At 69.1% G+C, this 20,161-nt stretch carries 22 protein-coding genes and 1 pseudogene; 13 read left to right on the forward strand and 10 right to left on the reverse strand.

Going from position 1 to position 20,161, the window contains the following annotated elements; translation table 11 throughout:
* Positions 1 to 147 precede the first annotated feature (147 nt).
* The 3 genes and pseudogenes from ACZ5U5_RS15045 (at position 148) to ACZ5U5_RS15055 (ending at position 2,593) form a co-directional block, all read left to right on the forward strand.
* Positions 148 to 1,001: pseudogene (locus tag ACZ5U5_RS15045) on the forward strand (LLM class flavin-dependent oxidoreductase).
* Between the two features lie 33 nt (positions 1,002 to 1,034).
* Positions 1,035 to 1,667: a DUF6461 domain-containing protein gene (locus ACZ5U5_RS15050; protein WP_469021097.1), complete on the forward strand. Its 633-nt coding sequence runs from the start codon at positions 1,035 to 1,037 to the stop codon at positions 1,665 to 1,667.
* 59 nt (positions 1,668 to 1,726) lie between these two features.
* Positions 1,727 to 2,593: an LLM class flavin-dependent oxidoreductase gene (locus ACZ5U5_RS15055; RefSeq protein WP_469021100.1), complete on the forward strand. Its 867-nt coding sequence runs from the start codon at positions 1,727 to 1,729 to the stop codon at positions 2,591 to 2,593.
* Positions 2,594 to 2,619: 26 nt separating this feature from the next.
* Here ACZ5U5_RS15055 and ACZ5U5_RS15060 read toward each other — a convergent pair whose 3' ends face one another.
* Positions 2,620 to 3,246, reverse strand: coding sequence for a maleylpyruvate isomerase family mycothiol-dependent enzyme (locus ACZ5U5_RS15060; RefSeq protein ID WP_469021103.1), 627 nt, complete (start codon positions 3,244 to 3,246; stop codon positions 2,620 to 2,622).
* Positions 3,247 to 3,353: 107 nt separating this feature from the next.
* Here ACZ5U5_RS15060 and ACZ5U5_RS15065 point away from each other — a divergent pair, with 107 nt between their 5' ends.
* Together ACZ5U5_RS15065 and ACZ5U5_RS15070 are read left to right on the forward strand one after the other, a co-directional pair.
* A complete protein-coding gene (locus tag ACZ5U5_RS15065) occupies positions 3,354 to 3,827 on the forward strand; it encodes an NUDIX hydrolase (protein WP_469021105.1) in 474 nt (157 codons plus the stop codon).
* Positions 3,828 to 4,016: 189 nt separating this feature from the next.
* Positions 4,017 to 4,970, forward strand: a complete 954-nt coding sequence (locus ACZ5U5_RS15070; protein ID WP_469021108.1) for a TIGR01777 family oxidoreductase — start codon at positions 4,017 to 4,019, stop codon at positions 4,968 to 4,970.
* 1 nt (position 4,971) lies between these two features.
* Here the strand turns inward: ACZ5U5_RS15070 and ACZ5U5_RS15075 are convergent, their stop codons facing one another.
* Entirely contained in the window at positions 4,972 to 5,634 is a 663-nt protein-coding gene (locus tag ACZ5U5_RS15075; protein ID WP_469021111.1) for a BlaI/MecI/CopY family transcriptional regulator, read from the reverse strand.
* Between the two features lie 314 nt (positions 5,635 to 5,948).
* Entirely contained in the window at positions 5,949 to 7,133 is a 1,185-nt protein-coding gene (locus ACZ5U5_RS15080; RefSeq protein ID WP_469021113.1) for a MalY/PatB family protein, read from the reverse strand.
* 194 nt (positions 7,134 to 7,327) lie between these two features.
* On the opposite strand from ACZ5U5_RS15080, the gene ACZ5U5_RS15085 reads away from it, so the two are divergent.
* The 3 genes from ACZ5U5_RS15085 (at position 7,328) to ACZ5U5_RS15095 (ending at position 11,905) form a co-directional block, all read left to right on the forward strand.
* Positions 7,328 to 7,876 carry an MSMEG_1061 family FMN-dependent PPOX-type flavoprotein gene (locus ACZ5U5_RS15085; protein WP_469022418.1) on the forward strand — a complete coding sequence of 183 codons (549 nt, stop codon included), beginning with the start codon at positions 7,328 to 7,330 and terminating at the stop codon, positions 7,874 to 7,876.
* 157 nt (positions 7,877 to 8,033) lie between these two features.
* Positions 8,034 to 9,248, forward strand: coding sequence for a D-mannonate dehydratase ManD (gene manD / locus ACZ5U5_RS15090; protein ID WP_469021116.1), 1,215 nt, complete (start codon positions 8,034 to 8,036; stop codon positions 9,246 to 9,248).
* Positions 9,249 to 9,469: 221 nt separating this feature from the next.
* Entirely contained in the window at positions 9,470 to 11,905 is a 2,436-nt protein-coding gene (locus tag ACZ5U5_RS15095) for an RICIN domain-containing protein (protein WP_469021119.1), read from the forward strand.
* Between the two features lie 91 nt (positions 11,906 to 11,996).
* Here ACZ5U5_RS15095 and ACZ5U5_RS15100 read toward each other — a convergent pair whose 3' ends face one another.
* Positions 11,997 to 12,170, reverse strand: a complete 174-nt coding sequence (locus ACZ5U5_RS15100) for a CsbD family protein (RefSeq protein ID WP_363212974.1) — start codon at positions 12,168 to 12,170, stop codon at positions 11,997 to 11,999.
* A gap of 167 nt (positions 12,171 to 12,337) precedes the next feature.
* On the opposite strand from ACZ5U5_RS15100, the gene ACZ5U5_RS15105 reads away from it, so the two are divergent.
* Both ACZ5U5_RS15105 and ACZ5U5_RS15110 read left to right on the forward strand, forming a co-directional pair.
* A complete protein-coding gene (locus tag ACZ5U5_RS15105; RefSeq protein WP_451220668.1) occupies positions 12,338 to 12,508 on the forward strand; it encodes a hydrophobic protein in 171 nt (56 codons plus the stop codon).
* 231 nt (positions 12,509 to 12,739) lie between these two features.
* Complete coding sequence (locus ACZ5U5_RS15110; protein ID WP_469021122.1) at positions 12,740 to 13,828, forward strand: MerR family transcriptional regulator; 1,089 nt, start codon at positions 12,740 to 12,742, stop codon at positions 13,826 to 13,828.
* 31 nt (positions 13,829 to 13,859) lie between these two features.
* Here ACZ5U5_RS15110 and ACZ5U5_RS15115 read toward each other — a convergent pair whose 3' ends face one another.
* The gene (locus tag ACZ5U5_RS15115) at positions 13,860 to 14,606 is read right to left on the reverse strand and encodes a class I SAM-dependent methyltransferase (RefSeq protein ID WP_469022420.1); all 747 of its coding nucleotides are present in this window, start codon (positions 14,604 to 14,606) and stop codon (positions 13,860 to 13,862) included.
* A gap of 181 nt (positions 14,607 to 14,787) precedes the next feature.
* On the opposite strand from ACZ5U5_RS15115, the gene ACZ5U5_RS15120 reads away from it, so the two are divergent.
* Entirely contained in the window at positions 14,788 to 15,327 is a 540-nt protein-coding gene (locus ACZ5U5_RS15120) for a GNAT family N-acetyltransferase (RefSeq protein WP_469021125.1), read from the forward strand.
* A gap of 48 nt (positions 15,328 to 15,375) precedes the next feature.
* On the opposite strand, the gene ACZ5U5_RS15125 is transcribed toward ACZ5U5_RS15120, so the two are convergent.
* Together ACZ5U5_RS15125 and ACZ5U5_RS15130 are read right to left on the reverse strand one after the other, a co-directional pair.
* Positions 15,376 to 16,047 (reverse strand): AIM24 family protein, encoded by a 672-nt coding sequence (locus ACZ5U5_RS15125; protein WP_469021129.1) that lies wholly within the window; start codon positions 16,045 to 16,047, stop codon positions 15,376 to 15,378.
* Between the two features lie 101 nt (positions 16,048 to 16,148).
* Positions 16,149 to 16,751: a hypothetical protein gene (locus ACZ5U5_RS15130; RefSeq protein WP_469021131.1), complete on the reverse strand. Its 603-nt coding sequence runs from the start codon at positions 16,749 to 16,751 to the stop codon at positions 16,149 to 16,151.
* 143 nt (positions 16,752 to 16,894) lie between these two features.
* Between ACZ5U5_RS15130 and ACZ5U5_RS15135 the strand changes: the two genes are divergently transcribed.
* Entirely contained in the window at positions 16,895 to 17,155 is a 261-nt protein-coding gene (locus tag ACZ5U5_RS15135; RefSeq protein ID WP_469021134.1) for a hypothetical protein, read from the forward strand.
* Positions 17,156 to 17,268: 113 nt separating this feature from the next.
* Here ACZ5U5_RS15135 and ACZ5U5_RS15140 read toward each other — a convergent pair whose 3' ends face one another.
* Positions 17,269 to 18,102 carry a helix-turn-helix domain-containing protein gene (locus ACZ5U5_RS15140; protein WP_469021136.1) on the reverse strand — a complete coding sequence of 278 codons (834 nt, stop codon included), beginning with the start codon at positions 18,100 to 18,102 and terminating at the stop codon, positions 17,269 to 17,271.
* Between the two features lie 151 nt (positions 18,103 to 18,253).
* Between ACZ5U5_RS15140 and ACZ5U5_RS15145 the strand changes: the two genes are divergently transcribed.
* Positions 18,254 to 19,318, forward strand: a complete 1,065-nt coding sequence (locus ACZ5U5_RS15145; RefSeq protein WP_469021139.1) for an aldo/keto reductase — start codon at positions 18,254 to 18,256, stop codon at positions 19,316 to 19,318.
* A 40-nt stretch (positions 19,319 to 19,358) separates the two neighbouring features.
* On the opposite strand, the gene ACZ5U5_RS15150 is transcribed toward ACZ5U5_RS15145, so the two are convergent.
* Together ACZ5U5_RS15150 and ACZ5U5_RS15155 are read right to left on the reverse strand one after the other, a co-directional pair.
* Positions 19,359 to 19,688, reverse strand: a complete 330-nt coding sequence (locus tag ACZ5U5_RS15150) for a hypothetical protein (protein WP_469021141.1) — start codon at positions 19,686 to 19,688, stop codon at positions 19,359 to 19,361.
* Positions 19,689 to 19,840: 152 nt separating this feature from the next.
* Positions 19,841 to 20,125 (reverse strand): hypothetical protein, encoded by a 285-nt coding sequence (locus tag ACZ5U5_RS15155; protein WP_469021143.1) that lies wholly within the window; start codon positions 20,123 to 20,125, stop codon positions 19,841 to 19,843.
* Positions 20,126 to 20,161 lie beyond the last annotated feature (36 nt).

The following is a 20,161-nucleotide window of genomic DNA, read 5'->3' on the forward strand; positions in this document are numbered from 1 at the left end:
GGCCGACCTCACCACAGGACCCTAGAGTGAACGCACTTCGACGAGACGTTCCCCAGAAGCACGCCGCAGAACGGGAGCGTCCCGCCTCACTGAGGCGCAGGGGCGGCGGCAGTTTCCTTGTCGACCCTTCCTCCGGAGGCTTCCGTCATGAACGTCGGTATCGGTCTGCCCATCGGCGACCCCGCCAACTTGCTCTCCTGGGCCCAGCGCGCCGACGCGGGCCCCTTCAGTACCCTCGGCCTGCTCGACCGGCTCGTCTACGACAACCCCGAGCCCCTGGTCGCCCTCGCTCTCCTCGCCGGCGCAACCTCGCGCATCCGCGTCCAGACCGAGGTCTTGCTCGCCCCGCTGCGCGACACCGCTCTCCTCGCCAAGCAGGCCGCCACCCTGGATCAGATGTCCGGCGGGCGGCTGGTCCTCGGCCTCGGCGTCGGTGGGCGCGACGACGACCACCAGGTCACCGGCATCGACGTCCACACGCGGGGCAGACGCCTCGACGAGCAGATGGCGGTCATGCGCCGCCTGTGGTCCGGCGAACCGTATGGCGCCGACATCGGCCCGATCGGCCCCGCGCCCGCCAGGCCGGGCGGCCCCGAGGTGCTCTTCGGCGGCTTCAAGCCCGCCGCGATCGAACGCGTCGCACGTTGGGGCGACGGCTTCCTCGCCGCCGCGCCGCCGCGCCGCCAGCCTGGGCAGGCGGTCTGTTCGACACCGCCCGCAAGTTCTGGAAGCAGTACGACCGCGACGGCGAACCGCGCATCGTCGCCCAGATCAATGTCGCGCTCGGACCGGACGAGGTGATCGAGGACGCCCGTACGAACATGCACGCGTACTACGCCTTCACCGGCATGCCCGACCGCATGGTCGCTGGCCTGTGCACCACCCCTTCCGCCATCGGCGAAGCAATCGCCCGTTTCGCCGACTTGGGCGCCGACGAGGTCATGCTCTACTGCTACGGCCTCGACCCCGACCAGGTGGACCGGCTCGCCGAGCTTGTGTGACGGGTCATCAACCGCCGGTAGGAAGGACAAGAAGTGGGCAACGGGCTGCGCTGGATAGCGAACGGGTACGACGGGAGCTACACCTTCACCCTGTGCCAGGGCATCACGCCGCACGAACTGCTGGTGCGGATCGGAGCGAAGCCACACCACATCCATGAGCTGACCGATCTGGCGGTCGCAGAGCTGTCGGTGTGGCCAGAGGACGGCCATCTCAGCGACCTGGAAGTCCTTGACTGGGAGGACGAAGTCCTGGTGACCCAGTTGACCGAGGCGGGGTTCCTGTCGCAGCCGGACGTGATCGTGCGGGCAGGGGCCGTCCCGGGCTGGGCGTACGCCATCGAGAGCTTCACCTCTCGCTCGCGTAACCACCTGGGAGCACTCTCGCGGGGTACCCGGGCGTACACCGTCTTCAGCTCCGGCGCAGGCATGCAGCGGGTAGGCCATGCTCGCGACGGCCGGGTACTGAGCGACTACGAACCTCGGGAGGCGGCGGGCCCGGGGGGTGCCGCGACGGACGAGCAGGTACCCGGGTTCACCTACAACGGTGAGGAGACAGCCGACGTCGCCTTCCTCGACTTCCTGGAGGAAAGGCTGGGAATTCACATCGCCTGGGAGGACACCCTCCCGCCGCTGCCCACCGCCGCCTTCGCGGACGCTTTCTCCTGACGCGGCCACGAGACGCACGCGCGGTTGCCGGTCGTGGTGCCGTGCAGCAGGATGCGGGCATGCGATTCTCGGTGAACATCCCGAACTTCGGTGACTTCGCAGATCCCAGGACCGTGGCGAAGCTGGCCATGGCGGCGGAACAAGCAGGGTGGGACGCGCTGTTCGTCTGGGATCACGTGCTGCACCGCAAGCACGCGGGCAGGCCCTTCGGTGACCCCTGGATGCTGCTGACCGCCGCCGCGCTCGCGACCTCCCGGATCAGGCTGGGCACGCTGGTCACGCCGGTCGCGCGGCGGCGCCCGCAGCAGCTCGCCCGCCAGGTGGCGACCCTGGACGTCCTGAGCGGCGGCCGGGTCACCTTCGGTGCGGGCCTCGGCGGGCCCGTCGAGGACGAGTACGCGAGCTTCGGCGACACCAGCGACCCGAAGGTGCTGGCCGAGCGCCTCGACGAGGGCCTGGACCTGTTGCGGCGCTACTGGACGGGCGAGCCGGTGAACCACGACGGACGCCACTACCAGGCACGCGACGTGACGCTGCTGCCGGCCACGGCGCAACGCCCCCGGCCGCCGATCTGGGTCGCCGGTTTCTGGCCCAACCGTCCGCCCATGCGCAGGGCCGCCCGCTGGGACGGCGCGGTCCCGCTGTTCACCGACGCCAAACACGGACACGTGCCGCCGATCAGTCAGGTCCAGGATCTGGTGGCCTACGTGGAAAAGCAGCGCGAGGACCGGTCAGGCACGCCCTTCGACATCGTCCTCGGCGGTGCGTCGCCGGGCGGGGACGCGGCCAAGGCCCGTGACCTGATCGGCCCGTTGGCCGACGCGGGAGTCACCTGGTGGGACGAGCGGCAGATCCAGACCAGCGACGGACTCGACCGGTTCGAGCCGGTGCTGCGCCGCGTCGAGCAGGGCCCACCGGTCCTGTAGAGATCCTGTCCGTCGACCGGTGTCCGTCAGGCGGCCGTCTTCAACCTGGTGGCCCCCGGCCCGTCCAGCTCGTCCAGTGCTTCCGTACGCCCGGAGATGGCCAGCAGCAGGGAGAGGGCGGTTCCGCGCACCTGCGGACCCTCGCCGATCGTCAAGTCGACGTCGGTAGGGGCAAGTTGCAGCCCGGTCACCTTCTCCTTGGCTCCGCCGAAGGATGCCGACGTACGAGCCTGCAGGCGTAGGGATCTGATGACGGCCTCCGGCCGGTAGGTGTGGGTGAGGCCCAAAGGACGACGAATGTCCTCGCCGTGTACGACCTCCTCGACGAGCCGGGTGTCGAGGGGCGCCGGAGGGGCCGATGTACGCGTGGCCACCTGACGCAGGCGCTCCAGGGTCTCCTGCGGTGAGGCGCCGCGCTCGCGCAGCACCCCGCGTGTGTTCTGACGGTCGAAATCGAAGCGCGCACGGACCATGGCACCCACGAACCCCAGGCGCGTGGTGCGAGCCGTGTCGACCAGGTGGGCGACCACGTCGTGCACGGTCCACCCCTCGCACAGGGAAGGGTGATCCCACTGATTGTCGTCGAGGTGCGTGAGATCCTCGACCAGCGCCGCACGCTCCGCGTGGACCATCGACCAGACATCATCGTTCACGGCTGTTCCTTTGCTCGGTGCCAGTGTCCGTCAAGGGAAGACCCGGGTCGCGGCAGGAACTCACCGGGGCGGGCGTCGAGATATGGCCGGCGGGAAGGGTGGCAGGGATGAGTTTCAGGCTGGCGGCGTACGCAGTGTGTGTCGAGGGCGGACGGGTGCTGCTGGCCCGTCACGTATCTCCCGGCGGCGAGTCCACATGGACGCTTCCGGGCGGCCGGGTCGAGCACGGCGAGGACCCGTTCGACGCGGTCATCCGGGAGATCGCCGAGGAGACCGGCTGTCAGGCGGTGGTGGAGAGCTTGCTGGGCGTGGACTCGAGAATCATCCCCGCGGCCGAGCGCAAGATCCCCGACGGGCCTGATCACCAGAACCTGGGCATCTTCTACGAGGCGCGCATCACCGCGGGCCAACTCCGACCCGAGCCGAACGGCCCGATCGCCGAGTCGGTCTGGACCCCGATCCCTGATGTCGCGCGGCTGCACCGGTCATCGCTGGTCGACATCGGCCTTGCCTTGACGCTGACTCGCCCCGCGACCGGCCACGTCGCGCCCGTGCCGGTCGGCGGCCTGATCCAGCACTGAGGCACCTATCGCCGCACGGCGTGCAGCGCCAAGCCGTGCCAACGGCCATGGAGTCCGTGCTCGTGCTGAGCCAGATCACCGAGTACGGGCCGCATCCGCGGCCGCTCCGTTCCGGCCTCCAGGTCTAGGCTCAGGCTCGCGGAGTGCTCACCGGGCGAGCGGAGTACTCACCGAGCGAGGGGGAAGCTGATGAAGGTCGTGCTGGCCGGAGGGACCGGGCAGGTCGGAGCTGTCCTGGAGCGGGCGATGACCGCCGCGGGGCACGAGGTCGTCGTACTGACCAGGAATCCCGGGCGCGCGCGTCACGTGGGCTGGGACGGGCGGACGTTGGGTCCCTGGACCGCCGAGATCGACGGCAGTGATGTCGTGGTCAACCTGGCGGGACGCAGCGTGAGCTGTCGCTACACCGAAGCCAATTTGCGGGACATGATGGACTCGCGGGTGCAGTCCGCCGAAGCCGTCGGCGAGGCCATCGCCGCATCGGCCAAGCCTCCTGCGCTCTGGCTCCAGATGAGCACCGCCACCATCTACGCGCACCGCTACGACGCACCGCACGACGAGACGACCGGTGTCATCGGCGGTACGGAGACCGGGGTCCCGGACTACTGGGAGTACAGCGTCCGGATCGCCAGGAACTGGGAGCGCGCCCAGCAGGACGCCGACACCCCGCACACCCGCAAGGTCGCTCTGCGCGCGGCCATGGTGATGAGCCCCGACCGGGGCGGTGTCTTCGACGTCCTGCTGCGGATGGCGAGGCTGGGTCTGGGCGGGCCCGTCGCGGGCGGAGCCCAGTACCTCTCCTGGATCCACGACCAGGACTTCGTGCGCGCGGTGGAGTTCCTGATCGCCCGCGACGACATCACGGGCCCGGTGAACCTGGCCGCGCCCGGCCCACTCCCGCACCGCGCGTTCATGCGCGCGCTACGGGCCGCGGCGGGCGTCCGGCTGGGACTTCCCGCCACCAAGTGGATGGCGGAGATCGGCGCCTTCGTGATCCGCACGGACACGGAACTGCTCCTCAAGAGCCGCCGTGTGATCCCGGGCCGGCTGCTCGAAGAGGGCTTCGTCTTCGAGCACGCCGCCTGGCCGGATGCGGCGACCGATCTCGTACGGCGCCGTGCGCGTGTCCGTGCCGAGAGCTGACTCAGCTCTCGGCGCCCTCCGGCTGCGGTGCGGCCGCGGCGTCCGCCGGGGCGACGGCGGTGTAGAAGACGGAGGAACCCTGCTTGGTGCGCTGGGCACGGCCCTTGGCGACCAGACCCTCCACCGTGGTGCGCACCACGGTGGTCTTGATGGTGCGGTCCGGGAGCTCCTTGGAGAGAGCGCCGGTGATCTCGGCGGCGGAGCGCGGCTCCTTCTGCCGGCTGAGGTGGTTGCCGATCAGCTCGACCAGCGTGGGCCCCGCCGCTGTGTCGGCAGACTTCTTCGCGGTGGCCTTGGGCGCACTCTTGGCTGCCTTGTCCTTGGCCTTCTCGGTGTTCTTGGCCTTGGCTGCCGCCGGCTTCTTCGTTCGGGCCGTACCGGAATTGTTCGCACTTGCCCGTGGGGCGGGGACGGCCTTCTTGCCGGTTGACGCGCGGCTCGCCGCCGGCTTGGCGGTGGGCGTCGGCGCTCCGGAGGAGCCGAGTGCCTGCTGCATGCTCAGCAACACCGCGTGGTCGTCCTCCAGCGTCTGCAGCTGCTGCTGCAGTGCCGCGAGCTCAGCCCCGACGCGCTCTTGTTCCTGGCGGTTGCTCTCCAGATCCGTGGCCACACGCGTGGCGTATTGGGCCTGAACTCCGGCAGTTTCCGGCTGAACGTCTGACATGACAGTGACCTCTTCGTGAGCGCACGCGGTCGTGCGGATGGCGGATCGTGCTCACGACTGAGCACTCCTGATGGGGGGCGCAATGTGATGCACCCCTGAATGTTGGCTGCCCAACTTGCAACTGCAGTAACTCATGTGTGGGGCCATGAAGGCTACGTTCTGGCGTCTGCCCGCGAACACCCGAAAGGAAAACTGACCCTAACCCACACATCAACTCGATACCGCGTTCGAAATAATGGTGGGTGGTGAGTCGAAAGGTATGCACCTATGTTTCGTGGGGGAGTTGGCAATTCCATCACCTGCGACGCTTGTGCTCAAGTGACCGCCGAACCCATCCGCCGAACGGCCTCGGTGAGCACTTCAGGTGAGGCAGCCAGGTTGAGTCGGACGAAGCCCTGACCGCCGGTTCCAAAGGTGTTGCCGGAATTCAGGGCGACGCGTCCGCGCCGCAGGAAAGCCTCGGCGGGGTCATCGCCCAGCCCCAACTCCCGGCAGTCGAGCCAGGCCAAGAAGGTGCCTTGCGCGGGCGTGTAACCCATGGAGGGCAGGTGTTCTGCCAGCAGGGCGGACAGCAGCCGGCGGTTCTCGTCCAGGCCCGAGAGCAGGGCGTCGAGCCAGTCACCACCATCGCGCAGCGCTGCCGTGTGGGCGATGATGCCCAGGTGGCTGGGTCCGTGGCTGACCTCCTCGGGCAGGCGGGCGAGGTCGTCGGCGGCCTCGGGGCCCGCGATGGCGAGGGCGGCCTTGATGCCGGCCAGGTTCCAGGCCTTCGACGCCGACATCAACGACAGCCCGTTCTCCGCTCCGGGCACGCTCAGGAAGGGCACGAACGACGCCCCTGCCGCCACGACCGGAGCATGGATCTCGTCCACCACGACGCGTACGCCGTGCTCCCGTGCCATGTGCGCGATCCGCGTCAACTCGGCAGCGGTGTGCACGGTCCCGGTCGGGTTGTGCGGGCTGCACAGCAGATACACCGGCCGGGCGGCACGTCGTACCGCACGCCGGAACACGTCCTCCAGTACGGCGAAGTCGACCCGCAGGTCCGGGCCGAGCGGCGCCTCGACGACGGGCCGGTCGAGGTTGCCGACGAACTGGTAGAAGGGCGGATAGACGGGGGAGTTGACGATGACGGGGTCGCCGGGCGCGGAGACCAGCTTGAGCATCTCGACGACACCGAGCATCACGTCGGGCACGATCGCCGTACGCTCGACCGCCGGTCCGTCCCAGGCCCAGCGCTTGAGGGCGAACTCGGCCAGCGCCTCGGCGTAGGCGGTCCCTGCGGGATAGCCGGTGTCACCGAGCCGCACGGCCTCGGTGATCGCCTCGGCGATCGGCTCCGCCAGCGGGACGTCCATCTCGGCCACCCACAGCGGCAGCACATCGTCCGGGTAGGTCCGCCACTTCATGCTCGTACGCCGCCGCAGCTGCTCCAGTGAGAGTCGGCGCAGTGGATTCGCGCTGTCGGGCGCGACGGGTTCACGCGACACATTCTCCATACGTAGAAAGTAGGCGTTGTGGATGGCCTGCACCCCCATGTCGGGCGGCAGAGTGTGCACTGGGGCACCTCCGGCTGCGGATTCGCGCTCCAGTAAGGTGCGCCTTACTGGCTGGATCTTCGGCCTGTCCGTCTGCCGTCGACCTTTGAAGGAACCCCGTGCCCGACGCCGCGACACCCGCAACCGTTCCGCCCCTGAGCGGTAGCGCCACGGCGCCGTCCACCTGGCAAGAGCTTGGCTCGGAAGACGAACTGACCGCGCTGCTCGGCGAGCCGCACCCGATCGTCATCGACAAGGTCCACGACGAACTGTCCGAGGGCGACCTGGGGATCTTGGCCCGTTCCCCGTTCTGCCTCATCTCCACGTCGGACGCGGAAGGAAACTGCGACACGTCCCCGCGCGGCGACGCACCGGGCTTTGTCCAGGCACTCGACTCACGCACCGTCGTCCTCCCCGACCGGCCCGGCAACCGTCGCGGCGACAGCTTCCGCAACATCCTGCGGAACCCGCACGTGGGCCTGCTGCACCTGGTGCCGGGCAGCGGCGACATCCTGCGCATCAACGGCCGTGCCCGCATCCTCACGGACGCCCCGTTCTTCGACTCGATGACCGTCAAGGGCCAACGGCCCCGGCTGGCGATCGTCGTCGACATAGACGAGATATACCTGCACTGCTCACAGTCGCTGCGACGCGCTGGACTCTGGCAGCCGGAGTCATGGGAGCGGAGTACTCCTCGGTCCTGAGACGACCTTTTCGTGCGCGAGTGGCTCAAGAACGGTGCGATCCGCCTTGAGAACGGTTGAATCGACCTTGTGCACCCCCGAGGCGCGATGCTATCCACCTCGTCAGGCCCCACAGGGACGAACACGTCACTCCCACCCCGCCGGAAAGAGTCCGCACATGAAGATCGTTGACGCGAAAGTCATCGTCACCAGTCCGGACCGCAACTTCGTCACCCTGAAGCTGACCACCGACGAGGGCATCACCGGACTCGGCGACGCCACCCTCAACGGCCGTGAACTCGCCGTCGCCAGCTACCTCTCCGACCACGTCCTGCCCCTCCTGACCGGACGCGACGCGCACCGGATCGAGGACACCTGGCAGTACCTGTACCGCGGGGCCTACTGGCGGCGCGGGCCCGTCACCATGGCCGCGATCGCCGCCGTCGACGTCGCCCTGTGGGACATCAAGGCCAAGGCCGCGGGCCTGCCCCTCTACCAGCTTCTGGGCGGCGCAAGCCGCGAGCGCATCCGAACCTACGGGCACGCGAACGGCCGCGACATCCCCGAACTCCTGGACTCCGTAAGGGCCAGGCTCGCCGAGGGATACCCCGCGGTCCGCATCCAGTCGGGCATCCCCGGCCTGAAAGCCGTGTACGGCGTGCACAGCACCGACGACGGGGGCGAAGCCGTCCAGCACCAGCAGGCCCGCCCCCTCGTGGAGGACTGGGACACCGACGCCTATCTGCGCCACACGCCCACCGTCTTCGAGGCGGTCCGTGCGGAGTTCGGCGCCGAGCTCCCGCTGCTGCACGACGCGCACCACCGGCTCACCCCCGTTCAGGCGGCCCGGCTCGGCAAGGACCTGGAACCGTATCGGCCGTTCTGGCTGGAGGACTGCACACCGGCCGAGAACCAGGAGGCGCTGCGTCTCGTGCGGCGGCGCACCTCGACACCGCTGGCCATCGGCGAGGTCTTCAACACCGTGTACGACTACCAGGCCCTGATCACCGAGCAGTTGATCGACTACGTGCGTTCCGCGGTCACCCACTTCGGCGGTGTCACGCCCCTGCGCAAGCTCTTCGACTTCGCCGCGCAGTACCAGATCAAGACCGCGGTGCACGGCCCCGAGGACATCTCCCCGGTAGGGATGGCGGCAGCACTGCATCTGGACCTCGCCGTGCACAACTTCGGGATCCAGGAGTACTCCGGCCACACCCGCCTCACCGACGAGGTCTTCCGGCACGCCTACACGTTCACGGACGGCCATCTGCACCCGGGGGAGGCCCCCGGCATCGGTGTGGAACTGGACGAGGAGCTGGCGGCCGCGCATCCCTACGAAGCGGCCTATCTGCCGGTGAACCGCCTGCGGGACGGAACCGTGCACGACTGGTGAGCGATCGTGCGCGACTGGTGAGCGAGTGAGGGAGCAGGGGAGCGAGGGCTGACCTCATCCTTCCCTCTGGACAACACCGCCCCACGGTGCTGAGATGCCAACTGCCCCTGTTTCCAACGTTATAGAGATCTCGCACTCTTCGGCTTTCCAACGTTGTAAGGCGCCTTGCGCGCGGCAGTAGCCAGCCACCGGCGAACACGGACGACGACGGGACGGTACTCATGACGCAGCTCGGCCGACGCCACTTCCTCCTCAGCTCCGGCGCGATCACTCTTGGCGCGGCAGGCGGGATGACCGCCGCCACCGGCCCCACCGCACACGCGGCGGCCCCGGCCCGCGGCGGTCTGTACGGCCCGAACGTCGCACCGCTGGCCCCCACCGCGTTCCAGAAGCTGCCGGTGGGCAGTGTCACCGCGCGCGGCTGGCTGCGCGGACAGCTCGACCTCCTGCTCGGCGGCCTCTTCGGGCGGTACGCGGAGATCTCCCACTTCCTCGCGTTCGACGACTCCGGCTGGGTGCACCCCGACAAGGCGGGATGGGAGGAAGTGACGTACTGGCTGCGTGGTTACGTCGATCTCGCCGCCCTCACCCAGGACCGTGCGGCCCTGGCGGAGAGCCGCCGGTGGATCGACGCGATCATCGCCACCCAGGAAGCGGACGGGTTCTTCGGCCCGAGAAGGCTGCGCACCCAGCTGAACGGCGGCCCGGACTTCTGGCCCTACCTGCCGCTCCTCCAGGCGCTGCGCTCGCACGAGGAGTTCACCGGGGACAAGCGGATCGAGCCGTTCATGCTGCGCTTCATGCGTTTCATGAACGACCAAGGACCCGGCGCCTTCGACTCCAGCTGGGTCTCCAAGCGCTGGGGCGACGGCCTCGACGTCGCCTTCTGGCTCTACAACCGCACCCAGGAGAGCTTCCTGCTCGACCTCGCCGACAAGATGCACACCCACGGCGTGGACTGGGCGGGCGGCATCGCCGACTGGCACAACGTCAATGTGGCCCAGGGCTTCCGCGAACCCGCCCAGTACGCGCTGCGCTCCGGCAAGGAATCCCACACCCGGGCGACCTACCGCAACTACGCGACCGCGATCGGGACGTACGGACAGTTCCCCGGCGGCGGCTTCGCGGGCGACGAGAACGCACGCCCCGGCTTCGGCGACCCCCGCCAGGGCTTCGAGACCTGCGGGACCGTCGAGTTCATGGCCAGCCACGAACTCCTCACCCGCATCACCGGCGACCCGGTGTGGGCCGACCTGTGCGAGGAACTGGCCTTCAACATGCTGCCCGCGGCGACCGACCCCACCGGATCGGGCATCCACTACGTCACCAGCGCCAACAGCGTGGACCTCGACAACTCCCGCAAGACGCAAGGGCAGTTCCAGAACGGGTTCGCGATGCAGGCCTTCCAGCCAGGCGTCGACCAGTACCGCTGCTGCCCGCACAACTACGGCATGGGCTGGCCCTACTTCACCGAGGAACTGTGGCTCGCCACTCCGGACCGCGGCCTGGCGGCGGCGATGTACGCGCCGTGCAGGGTCACGGCGAAGGTCGGCGACGGCACCTCCGTCACGATCACCGAGGACACCGACTACCCCTTCAAGGAGACCGTCACCCTCACGCTGAGCCTGGACAAACCGGTCCGCTTCCCGCTGCGGCTGCGCATACCGGGCTGGTGCGAAGGTCCCCGACTCGCCGTCAACGGCCGTCGGCTGCGCGCACCTGAGGGGGACGGGCCCGCCTTCGCCGAGGTGGAGCGCACCTGGCGCGACGGTGACCGCGTCACCCTGCGGCTGCCGCAGCGCACCTCGGTGCGCACCTGGAGAAACGGCGCGGTCAGCATCGACCGCGGCCCCCTGACGTACTCCCTGCGCATCGGCGAATCGTACGAGCGGTACGCGGGCACGGACGACTTCCCGCACCAGGCGGTGCACGCGACCACCCCCTGGAACTACGCGCTTGCCCCCGACCCGGCGGACGACCTCTCCTTCACCGCCGACCCCGGACCGCTGAAAGGCGATCCCTTCACGCACGAGGGCGTGCCGGTACGCATCCGGGTCCGCGCCCGGCGCCTGGAGGAGTGGGTCGCGGACGACGAGCACGTGGTGGCACCCCTCCAGCGAAGCCCGGCCCGTGCCACCGGCTCGACCGAGGACGTGACGCTCATCCCGATGGGCGCGGCACGCCTGCGCGTCACCTCATTCCCCACGGCCGCCCCCGACGGCAGCCCCTGGACGCCTGAACCGCCCTACCGCCGGATCGAGAACCGGCACAGCGGCAAGGTCCTGGCGGTCGACAACATGTCCCTGGACGACGGCGGGCGCGTGGTCCAGTTCGACAACTCCGGTACCGGCGACCACGCGTGGCAGCTCATCGACCGGGGCGAGGGCCGGTACACGCTGCGCAACGGGTACAGCGGCAAGGTGCTCGGCATCGAGGGAGCCTCGACGGGCAACTCGGCCAAGGCGGTGCAGTTCACCGACGACGGAGAGCCACATGTGCGCTGGGAGAAGGAGGATCAGGGGGACGGCTGGTTCCTGCTCCGCAACCGGCACAGCGGCAAAGTCCTCGGAGTGGACGGCATGTCGACGGCCAACAGCGCTCAGGTCGTGCAGTTCGACGACAACGGCACGGCCGACCACCTGTGGCGGCTGACCTGACACGGCACTACCTGATACAGCACGCCGTTGGGGCGGCCCCACTACTCATGCGTAGTGGGGCCGCCCCAACGGCGATCTCTGGCCGGGCGCGTCAGTGCTTGCCCATGTCCTTGGTCTTCTCCTTGGCCTGGCGCGCGTCGCCCTTCATCTGCTGGGCGCGGCCCTTGGCGGCAAGGCTTTCGTTGCCCGTGGCGCGTCCGGCCGCTGCCGCGGCGGCACCGGTTGCCTGCTCGAACTTTGCCTTGGCCTTCTCGTTGGTGGCCATGCTCCGCTCACGCTCCTTGGCATCGACATCATGTGCTGTCAGTTCGCCTGGCCGCTCAGCCGCCGGGTAAACATCATCACCGCGATCGGATCATGCGGCCGTCCGGTGACTTTTATGTGTTTGTGGAGAAGATCTGGGAGCACCAGAGTGCCTGGAGGTTGATAACAATGGTTCCCCTGATTTTGGTGCTTCTTCTGGCTCTGCTTCTCTTCGGTGCGGGTTTCGCGCTGAAGGCGCTGTGGTGGATCGCGGTCATCGTGCTGGTGGTCTGGCTGCTCGGCTTCGTGCTCAAGCCCGCCGCACGCGGCGGCCGCAAGGGCCGCTGGTACCGCTGGTGACGCGAGCCTGATGGCAGCACATGCCTGATGCCGGCACATGCCTGATTGCGGCACAGAGCGGCACGACGTCACGGGCGGTGGCGTAGGTGCCTGAGGGTGGGCCCGACCTGGGACGGTCGGGCCCACCCTCTTTTGTGTCGCCGCGCCCTTTCCGCGGGACGTGCTCTTGACCCTCACGTGGCGTCATGCTGCATGGTCGGTGCCGTGGAACAACATCTGACAGTCGGGCGCGTGGCGGATCTGGCCGGTGTGAGCGTCCGCACCCTGCATCACTACGACGAGATCAGCCTCGTGCGGCCGTCCGCGCGGACCGGGGCCGGTTACCGGGCCTACTCGGCCGACGACGTGGAGCGGCTGCGGGAGGTGCTGGCCTACCGGCGGCTGGGCTTCGGATTGCGCGAGATCGCGGACCTGGTCGACGACCCGGCCACCGATGCGATCGCGCGCCTGCGCCGACTGCGCGGCCTGCTGCTGGAACAGCGCGATCGCGCCGCAGCCATGTTGACTGCCATCGACGGGGAACTGGAGGCACGGGCCATGGGGATCAGGACGACACCCGAGGAACAGTTGAAGGCGTTCGGGCCCCAGCTGTACGACACCATCGGGTCCGCCTACCCGGCGACGCGGCGCACCGAGCCGCGTATCGCCGCGCGGGTCTGGGAGGCGCTCGGCGACGCGCGGACGGTGTTGAACGTCGGCGCCGGGACCGGCTCGTACGAACCCTCCGACCGTGACGTCACCGCCGTGGAACCGTCCGCGGTCATGCGGGCTCAGCGTCCCGTGGGCGCGGCGCCGTGCGTGGCCGCCGCCGCGGAGAGCCTGCCGTTCGAGGACCAGTCCTTCGACGCCGCGATGGCATTCAGCACCGTGCATCACTGGCAGGACCCGATCGCCGGCCTGCGCGAGATGCGGCGGGTGGCCCGCCGTGTGGTGGTGTTCACGTACGACGCCAGTGTCACCGGCTGGCGTCAACGGTTCTGGCTCACCCGCGACTACCTGCCCGAATTCGCCGGCCTCCTCTCCGACTGGCCGTCGCTGGCCGACCTGACTCATGCCATCGGAGGTCGCGCGGAGCCGGTGCTCGTCCCCTGGGACTGCGCCGACGGCTTCTTCGAGGCCTACTGGCGCCGGCCCGAGGCCTATCTGGAGGAGCACGTCCGCCGGGCGGTGTCGGTATGGACCCGCGTCGGTCCGGAGGCCGAGCGGCGGGCTGTCGACAGTCTCCGGGAGGACCTCTCCTCAGGCCGGTGGGCCGACCGCAACCGTGACCTCGTCGCCCTCGACGCGGCGGAACTCGGCCTGCGCCTGCTCGTGGCCTGAACCGTCGCCCAGGCCGTCAGGTCTCCGGCCGTCAGGCGCGGCAGCGCAGCATCTCCAGCGGAGGGTTGGCGTGGAAGTCCGCCCAGTAGTCCGCGCCGAATTCACGCACGCCGGCTTCCGTGACCGTCAGTGACACCCAGGCCAGGTCGCTGAAGCCGGCTGCCCGCAGGCACTTCTCGTAGACCTCGCGACGCGGCAGGTTGGCGACGAACGAGACCGGTTCCGGTTCGAGCAGCGCCGTGGTCCGCACCTGCCGCCCCGTCTCCACTTCCTCGCCGGTGAGTTCGGTGCGGAAGCCGTACTTGTCGGGGCCCGGCCCGTCGAAGCGGAAGTCGGGTGACTGGTTGAGCAGGAACAGTTCGCCGCCCGGTTTCATGCTCCGGTGGATGTTGCGGCACATGCGTTCCGTCGTGGCGATGTCCGAGGCGTAGTTGAGCAACTGGACGGCCAGCGCGATGTCGAAGCGACGGCCGGCCGGCCGCAGTTCGGCCACGTCACCGACCTCGTAGCGCACCCCCAGCGGATCGCGCTCCTCCAACTGCCGAGCCACGGAGACCATTTCACCGGAGATGTCGATGCCGAGGACATCGGTGGCACCGCGCCGCTTGAGCTCCCTGCTGTAGAAGCCGGTGCCGGAAGCCAGGTCGAGAACCGCCTTGCCCCGCACCTCACCGACCATCGCCAGGAAGCTGGGCACTACGGCATATTGCTCAAGCGGCAAGGCCTTGAACCCTTCGTACGCCTCACCGATCTCGTCGTACTGCTGCTGCGCGCTCATGGTGCGGTCCTCCGTGGGTATGCCCTTGGACGCGGAGCCCCGTCGCAGGGACAAGCCGCGGCTCTCCTCTTGCCCGGCAGTCTCTACGAGGCCCGGCGAACCTCCGTATGGGCAGAAGCCACGAAGATCCGGGCATCGTCTCGGCTCCCGGCACAAGAGTGCCGCTGGCTAGGCTTCCGGCGTGAACGAGACCACGCATGGCATACGGATCAGACCGGGCGACCTGGCCGACTCCCGGGCGGTACTGCACATGCTCGACTCCGCGGTGGGCTGGATGAACGAGCGCGGCAACACCGAGCAGTGGGGCACGACGCCGTACTCACGGAAGCCTGGCGGGGTGGCGCGGGTCGAGCAGTACCTGACCGAGAACACCCCCTACGTCGCGGAACTGGACGGCACACCTGTCGGAGCCATGGTGCTGGACTCCGGGCCGAGCGCTCAGATGCCGATCACGCCGGCCGAGGAGCCCGAGCGGTACGTCCGGCTGCTGGTCTCCGACCGTCGGCATGCCGGCCTGGGCATCGGGGCGGTGCTGTTGGCCCATGCCGCGCAGGAGACTCGGCGGGCGGGAGTGGAGCTGTTGCGGGTCGACTGCTGGGCGGGCGGCGGTGGCGAGTTGGTCGCCTTCTATGAACGCAACGGCTTTACTCCCACGGAGCGCTTCCTGTCCGGGTTGTCCGGGTCCTGGCCGGGGCAGGTGCTGGCGCGACGGGTCGCCTGACGGCGTGGCGAGGGGGCCGCCCCTTTGACGCGCCCCCCTCGCAGAACATCAGGACGGCGGGGCCGGCTTGGGTTCGCCGGGGTTGATTACCGCGATGCCTTCCCCCTCCAGCTTCAACTGCACGGCCTCGCCTGAGCCGCCCTTGACCATCGAGCCGACGCTCTGGGAACGGTGCAGCGACGCGCGCAGCGGGGGGCTCCAGGCGACGACGGCGTCGGTGTCCACGTAGACGGGCGCGTCCGGGGTGACAGGCAGTACAAGGGGGATGCCCGCACTGGTCAATGCCAGGCGGCCGGTACCGGTGAACGTGCAGTTGAACAGCCCGCCACCTGCCATTCCCGCACCCTTGACGGTGGTGATGTCGTAGTTCAGCGAGGCATCGAAGCACAAGACGTTCTTGCCGTTGACCGTAAGGCCGCGGTTCTCGTCCACGTCGACGAGGAAGCAGTGCGCCGCGTCGGAAGCGAACCACGCCTCGCCCTCACCGCTGACCGTCATCAGGGCCAGGCCCTCACCGGTCACCGCGCGCTTGAGGAAGTTGCCCACGCCCTGACCCTGCCGCTCGAACTCCAGCGAGCCCCGCCAGGCGACCATCGTCCCCTGCCGAGCTCGTGCCTCGCCCTTGACGGCGTAGCGCACCGCCATGGCGTTGTCCTGCGTGAGCCCGGGGGCCGACGCGGGTTGGATGAGATTCTCGGGATCGAAGAGATTTCGCTGCATACATCCTCCCGTACCCCGCCAAGTCACCTTCAGGCAGGCGGAGGTGGGGAGCAGGTGCAGCTTGATGCCCTGTGCCCACGCGGCGCCGGATTACGGCGCGGCTACGCGCCGAGTCCCGCCTTCTTCGCGTCCTCGATACGAGTTCTGCGGCCCCAGGAGGTGAACGGCGGCCGGGCGTACAGCAGATCGTCCCCGTCGGGACGGACGAGGACGCCGCGGCCACCGGGACCCGGGCACCACCACACCGAGTCGTCCTGCTCCGCGACGACGTACCTGGCCCGGTGACGGGTCGCGAGGACGATGAGCGGACACAACTCACCGGACGATTCACGCAGAACGATCCCGGCACCCTTCCAGCGGCTGGGCGGGAACTGATGGGCCCGCCGGGAGAGCCACGGGCCTGCCTGCAGGATCCGCCGCATCCGGGCGTTGGCGTACAGGCCACTCGCCCCCAGGCAGGTACATACGACCCCGCCGGCGGCCAGACGACTGCCCACGCCTTCGATCCACTCGATGCCCCGGGTCGCGCCCATCCAGGCCGCGACAACGCACACGGCTGTCACCACGACGCCGATCCCCAGCCACCGCAGGGCATGGCCGCGGTGGTCCGCCAGGGCACGGGCGGTACGTGAAGTGTCCAGTGCGGGCGGGCCCGGCTCCGACTCCACGGGCGCTGTCGCCTGACCCTCTGTGCGCTGGCTCATGGTTCTCCCACCATGTGACACTGCGGAGGCGTCCAAGTGACTCCCGGTTACCCGGTTGCGGGTGCTCCAATCGGGGTTGTGTCGTCGCGCTGTCTGCGGGTACTTGCCCGGGCCAGGACCCGAAGGGCCAAGGAGGAGACACAGTGAGCGATCGGATTCCGGCTTCCCCCGGCGAGGACGGCAGCACGCCCATACCCCGGGATCCCCCCGACCAGCAGGCGACGGACGAGCCGGACGCCTGGGACCTGGACGTGGGCAAGGCGGCCGAGGAGGCCGAAGGCGGCGACAGCGTCAAGGCGGCCGACGTCCCTGACACGAACGAGGGAGGCACCGCCAGGCGCGGCGAGTCCCGGGCCCTGGAGAGCCACGCGGAAGAGCCGGTGCCGGACGAGCCCTCGGGGTGACGTGAGCTGTCTGAAGGGGAGGCTGCCTGAAGGGCAGCCTCCTGAAGGGGCGGTCGCCCGAAGGCGGAAGCTGCTTACAGGGATCGAGCTGAGGCCTGGTCTCAACCCAGGCCTCAGCTCTCCCTGCTCCCGCGTGCAGCGACCCGGTCCAGCGCCAACCGGCTCTCCTCGTCCGCGGCGCGGTAGATCACCAACTGCTGGTCCGGGTCCTGGAGCGGCAGCAGCGTCTCGAATTGCACGGCGATCTCGCCGACGACGGGATGCCGCATCACCTTGCGTCCGCGGCCGTTGACCTTGACGTCTCGATGGGCCCACAATCGCGCGAATTCCTCGTCGCGAGCGATGCACTCGGCGATGAGGTCGGCCAGCACCTGGTCCTCCGGATGTGCGGCCCACGCAGTGCGCAGATGCGCGATCGCCTCCCGTACGACGCGTTCACGGTCGACGTAGAACTCCCGCATCTCCGGACGCAACAGGCACAGCCACATCGCATTGCGCCGCTCCGGCGGCAGGGTGTCGAAATCCAGCAGCAGCCGGGCCATTTCGGCGTTCCAGGCCAGGATGTCGTAGCGGCGGTTCATCACCATGGCCGGAAGCGGCGACAGGTCGGCGACCAGCCGGGCCAGCGACGGTGCGGCAGCGGTGGTGGGCTTGTCGGTGTCGCGGCGACGCTGTCGGGTCAGGTCGAAGAGGTAACCGCGTTCGTCGGGGGCCAGACGAAGCGCCCGGGACAGCGCCTCCACCACGTCCACCGAGGGCCGCAGCCCGCGTCCCTGCTCCAGCCGCACGACGTAGTCGACGCTCACCCCGGCCAGTTCGGCGACCTCCTCGCGGCGCAGTCCCGGCGTCCGACGCGCCTGCCGACGCGAGGGCAGGCCGAAATCGGCGGGGTCCAGGCGTTCGCGCCGGGTCCGCAGGAACGCGGCCAGCTCTTGTGTCGCGTCCATGTCGCGGGTCGTCATGCTCGATGCAACCGCCAGGGAAGGACCGCTGTTCCAGGGTGGGACCGCCGTTCCCAGGAATCTTCGTCCCTTACCCCTGGCTCGCGACGGTCACAGGCTTGTTTTCCGTTACGGATCACAAGCACAGGAGGACATCATGTCGCTCACCCTCGACACCTACCGGCTCCTCGGCCGCTCAGGCTTGCGGGTCTCGCCGCTGGCGCTCGGCGCGGCGACCTTCGGTACCGAGTGGGGCTGGGGCGCCGAGCCGGACGAGGCGCGCAAACTGTTCGACCTCTACGTCGAGCGAGGCGGCAACTTCATCGACACCGCCGACACCTACACCAATGGCAGCTCCGAACGCCTCCTCGGCGAATTCACCCGCGACCATCGCGAAAGCCTGGTCCTTGCGACGAAATACTCGACGCTGCGCCGTCCCGGCGATCCCAATTCCGGGGGCAGCCACCGCAAGAATCTGTTCGCCTCGGTGGAATCCAGTCTGCGACAGCTGAATACCCACTACATCGACGTGCTCTATCTGCACCTGTGGGATGTCACGACGCAGGTCGAGGAGGTCCTGCGCGGCATGGACGACCTGGTCCGGCAGGGCAAGGTCCTGTACGTGGCCATCTCCAACACCCCGGCCTGGCAGGTATCGCGCATGCAGGCGGTCGCCGATCTGCGGGGCTGGTCACCGCTGGTCGCGTTGCAGATCGAGTACAACCTGATCGAGCGCACCGGGGAGCGCGACCTGATCCCCATGGCACGCGAGATGGGGTTGGGAGTGATCCCGTGGTCACCGCTGGCCGGTGGGGTACTCACCGGCAAGTACGGCCGTGACGACCGGACCGCGACGGACATCGCGTCCGGCGACGGCACCCGCAAGAGCCTCACCGTCGCGAGTGGCGCGCTCACCGAGCGGACCTACGCCATCGTGGACGTCGTCAAGGAGATCGCCACGGACCTTGGCCGCACACCCGCCCAGGTCGGCCTTGCCTGGACCCTGCGGAACCCGGGCGTGACAGCGCCGATCATCGGCGCCCGCACCCCTGCGCAGCTGGAGGACAACCTGGGCGCCCTGGAAGTCGACTTCACCGCCGCCCAGCTGGACCGCCTCGACGAGGTGAGCGCGATCGCACTCGGCTTCCCGCACGACATGCTCGCCGGTGAGAGGGTCCGCACGCTGATCCACGGTGACCGGAGGGTGGAAAGCCGCCCCTAACACGCACAGGAACGAGGGGAGGGCGTCCGCGTGGCACGCGTCAGGAATCGCCGTCGGCCTCCAGTCGGCGCAGGCAGTCCTCCCAGCGCTCACGCCGTTCGGCGGGGGTCTGCTCCCACCAGGCGGTGCCGCGTTCCCCGAGCCCTGTCTTGGCGAGCTGCACGCGGGCTCGGGCCGCTTTCCGTGCCTCCTCGTCCTCGCCTGCGGCGGCGACAGCCCTGCGGGCAGCCATGAGGTGGTGCGTCAGGTGCTTCTCGACGTCGGCGGGCAGATGAGGGTCGGTGGCCCGCCAGCGACGTCCCTTGATGACGATGAAATGACCGTCATCGGTGTACTGCTTCTTGTCCGTCGCCTTCTTGTCCGTCGCCACGTGGCAATCATGGCCCGGAGTTCGGTGCTGTGCCGGGCCCGCCAACCGGCCGTCCCGCCATTCCTTCAGGTTGCCGACCGGAATTGCGTGAGCGAGCTTGGTGAAAGCAGAGAGGGCTCTCGAGGGTGTGCCCGATCCCAGCCGTTCGATTCTCAGGAGGAACGATGACCAACCCCGAGCAGGATCCGAACCAGGACGAGGGTCCCGCCGACGGCGGTGCGGCGGGTACGCCGGGCGTCCACGACGGTGGCGCCGACGGTGGGGCCGAGGGTCCCGCGGACGGTGGTGCGGCGGGTACGCCGGGCGTCCACGACGGTGGCGCTGACGGTGGGGCCGAGGGCCCTGCGGACGGTGGTGCGGCGGGTACGCCGGGCGTTCACGACGGTGGGGCCGAGGGTCCCGCGGACGGTGGCGCCTCGGGCACGCCGGGCGTTCATGACGGAGGTGCCGACGGCGGAGCCGGCGGCTCTTGA

This window comes from Streptomyces sp. NPDC033177, from assembly GCF_055577715.1.

Bases quoted from the DNA above. Each gene is read 5' to 3' on its own strand.
- ACZ5U5_RS15100 (WP_363212974.1), bottom strand. From the start codon at position 12,170: ATGGCCACCAACGAGAAGGCCAAGGCAAAGTTCGAGCAGGCAACCGGT.
- ACZ5U5_RS15070 (WP_469021108.1), top strand. From the start codon at position 4,017: ATGAAGGTCGTGCTGGCCGGAGGGACCGGGCAGGTCGGAGCTGTCCTG.
- ACZ5U5_RS15080 (WP_469021113.1), bottom strand. From the start codon at position 7,133: ATGGAGAATGTGTCGCGTGAACCCGTCGCGCCCGACAGCGCGAATCCA.
- ACZ5U5_RS15130 (WP_469021131.1), bottom strand. From the start codon at position 16,751: ATGAGCCAGCGCACAGAGGGTCAGGCGACAGCGCCCGTGGAGTCGGAG.
- ACZ5U5_RS15140 (WP_469021136.1), bottom strand. From the start codon at position 18,102: ATGGACGCGACACAAGAGCTGGCCGCGTTCCTGCGGACCCGGCGCGAA.
- ACZ5U5_RS15105 (WP_451220668.1), top strand. From the start codon at position 12,338: ATGGTTCCCCTGATTTTGGTGCTTCTTCTGGCTCTGCTTCTCTTCGGT.
- ACZ5U5_RS15095 (WP_469021119.1), top strand. From the start codon at position 9,470: ATGACGCAGCTCGGCCGACGCCACTTCCTCCTCAGCTCCGGCGCGATC.
- ACZ5U5_RS15115 (WP_469022420.1), bottom strand. From the start codon at position 14,606: ATGAGCGCGCAGCAGCAGTACGACGAGATCGGTGAGGCGTACGAAGGG.
- manD (WP_469021116.1), top strand. From the start codon at position 8,034: ATGAAGATCGTTGACGCGAAAGTCATCGTCACCAGTCCGGACCGCAAC.
- ACZ5U5_RS15055 (WP_469021100.1), top strand. From the start codon at position 1,727: ATGCGATTCTCGGTGAACATCCCGAACTTCGGTGACTTCGCAGATCCC.
- ACZ5U5_RS15125 (WP_469021129.1), bottom strand. From the start codon at position 16,047: ATGCAGCGAAATCTCTTCGATCCCGAGAATCTCATCCAACCCGCGTCG.
- ACZ5U5_RS15155 (WP_469021143.1), bottom strand. From the start codon at position 20,125: ATGAACGCCCGGCGTGCCCGAGGCGCCACCGTCCGCGGGACCCTCGGC.
- ACZ5U5_RS15145 (WP_469021139.1), top strand. From the start codon at position 18,254: ATGTCGCTCACCCTCGACACCTACCGGCTCCTCGGCCGCTCAGGCTTG.
- ACZ5U5_RS15075 (WP_469021111.1), bottom strand. From the start codon at position 5,634: ATGTCAGACGTTCAGCCGGAAACTGCCGGAGTTCAGGCCCAATACGCC.
- ACZ5U5_RS15065 (WP_469021105.1), top strand. From the start codon at position 3,354: ATGAGTTTCAGGCTGGCGGCGTACGCAGTGTGTGTCGAGGGCGGACGG.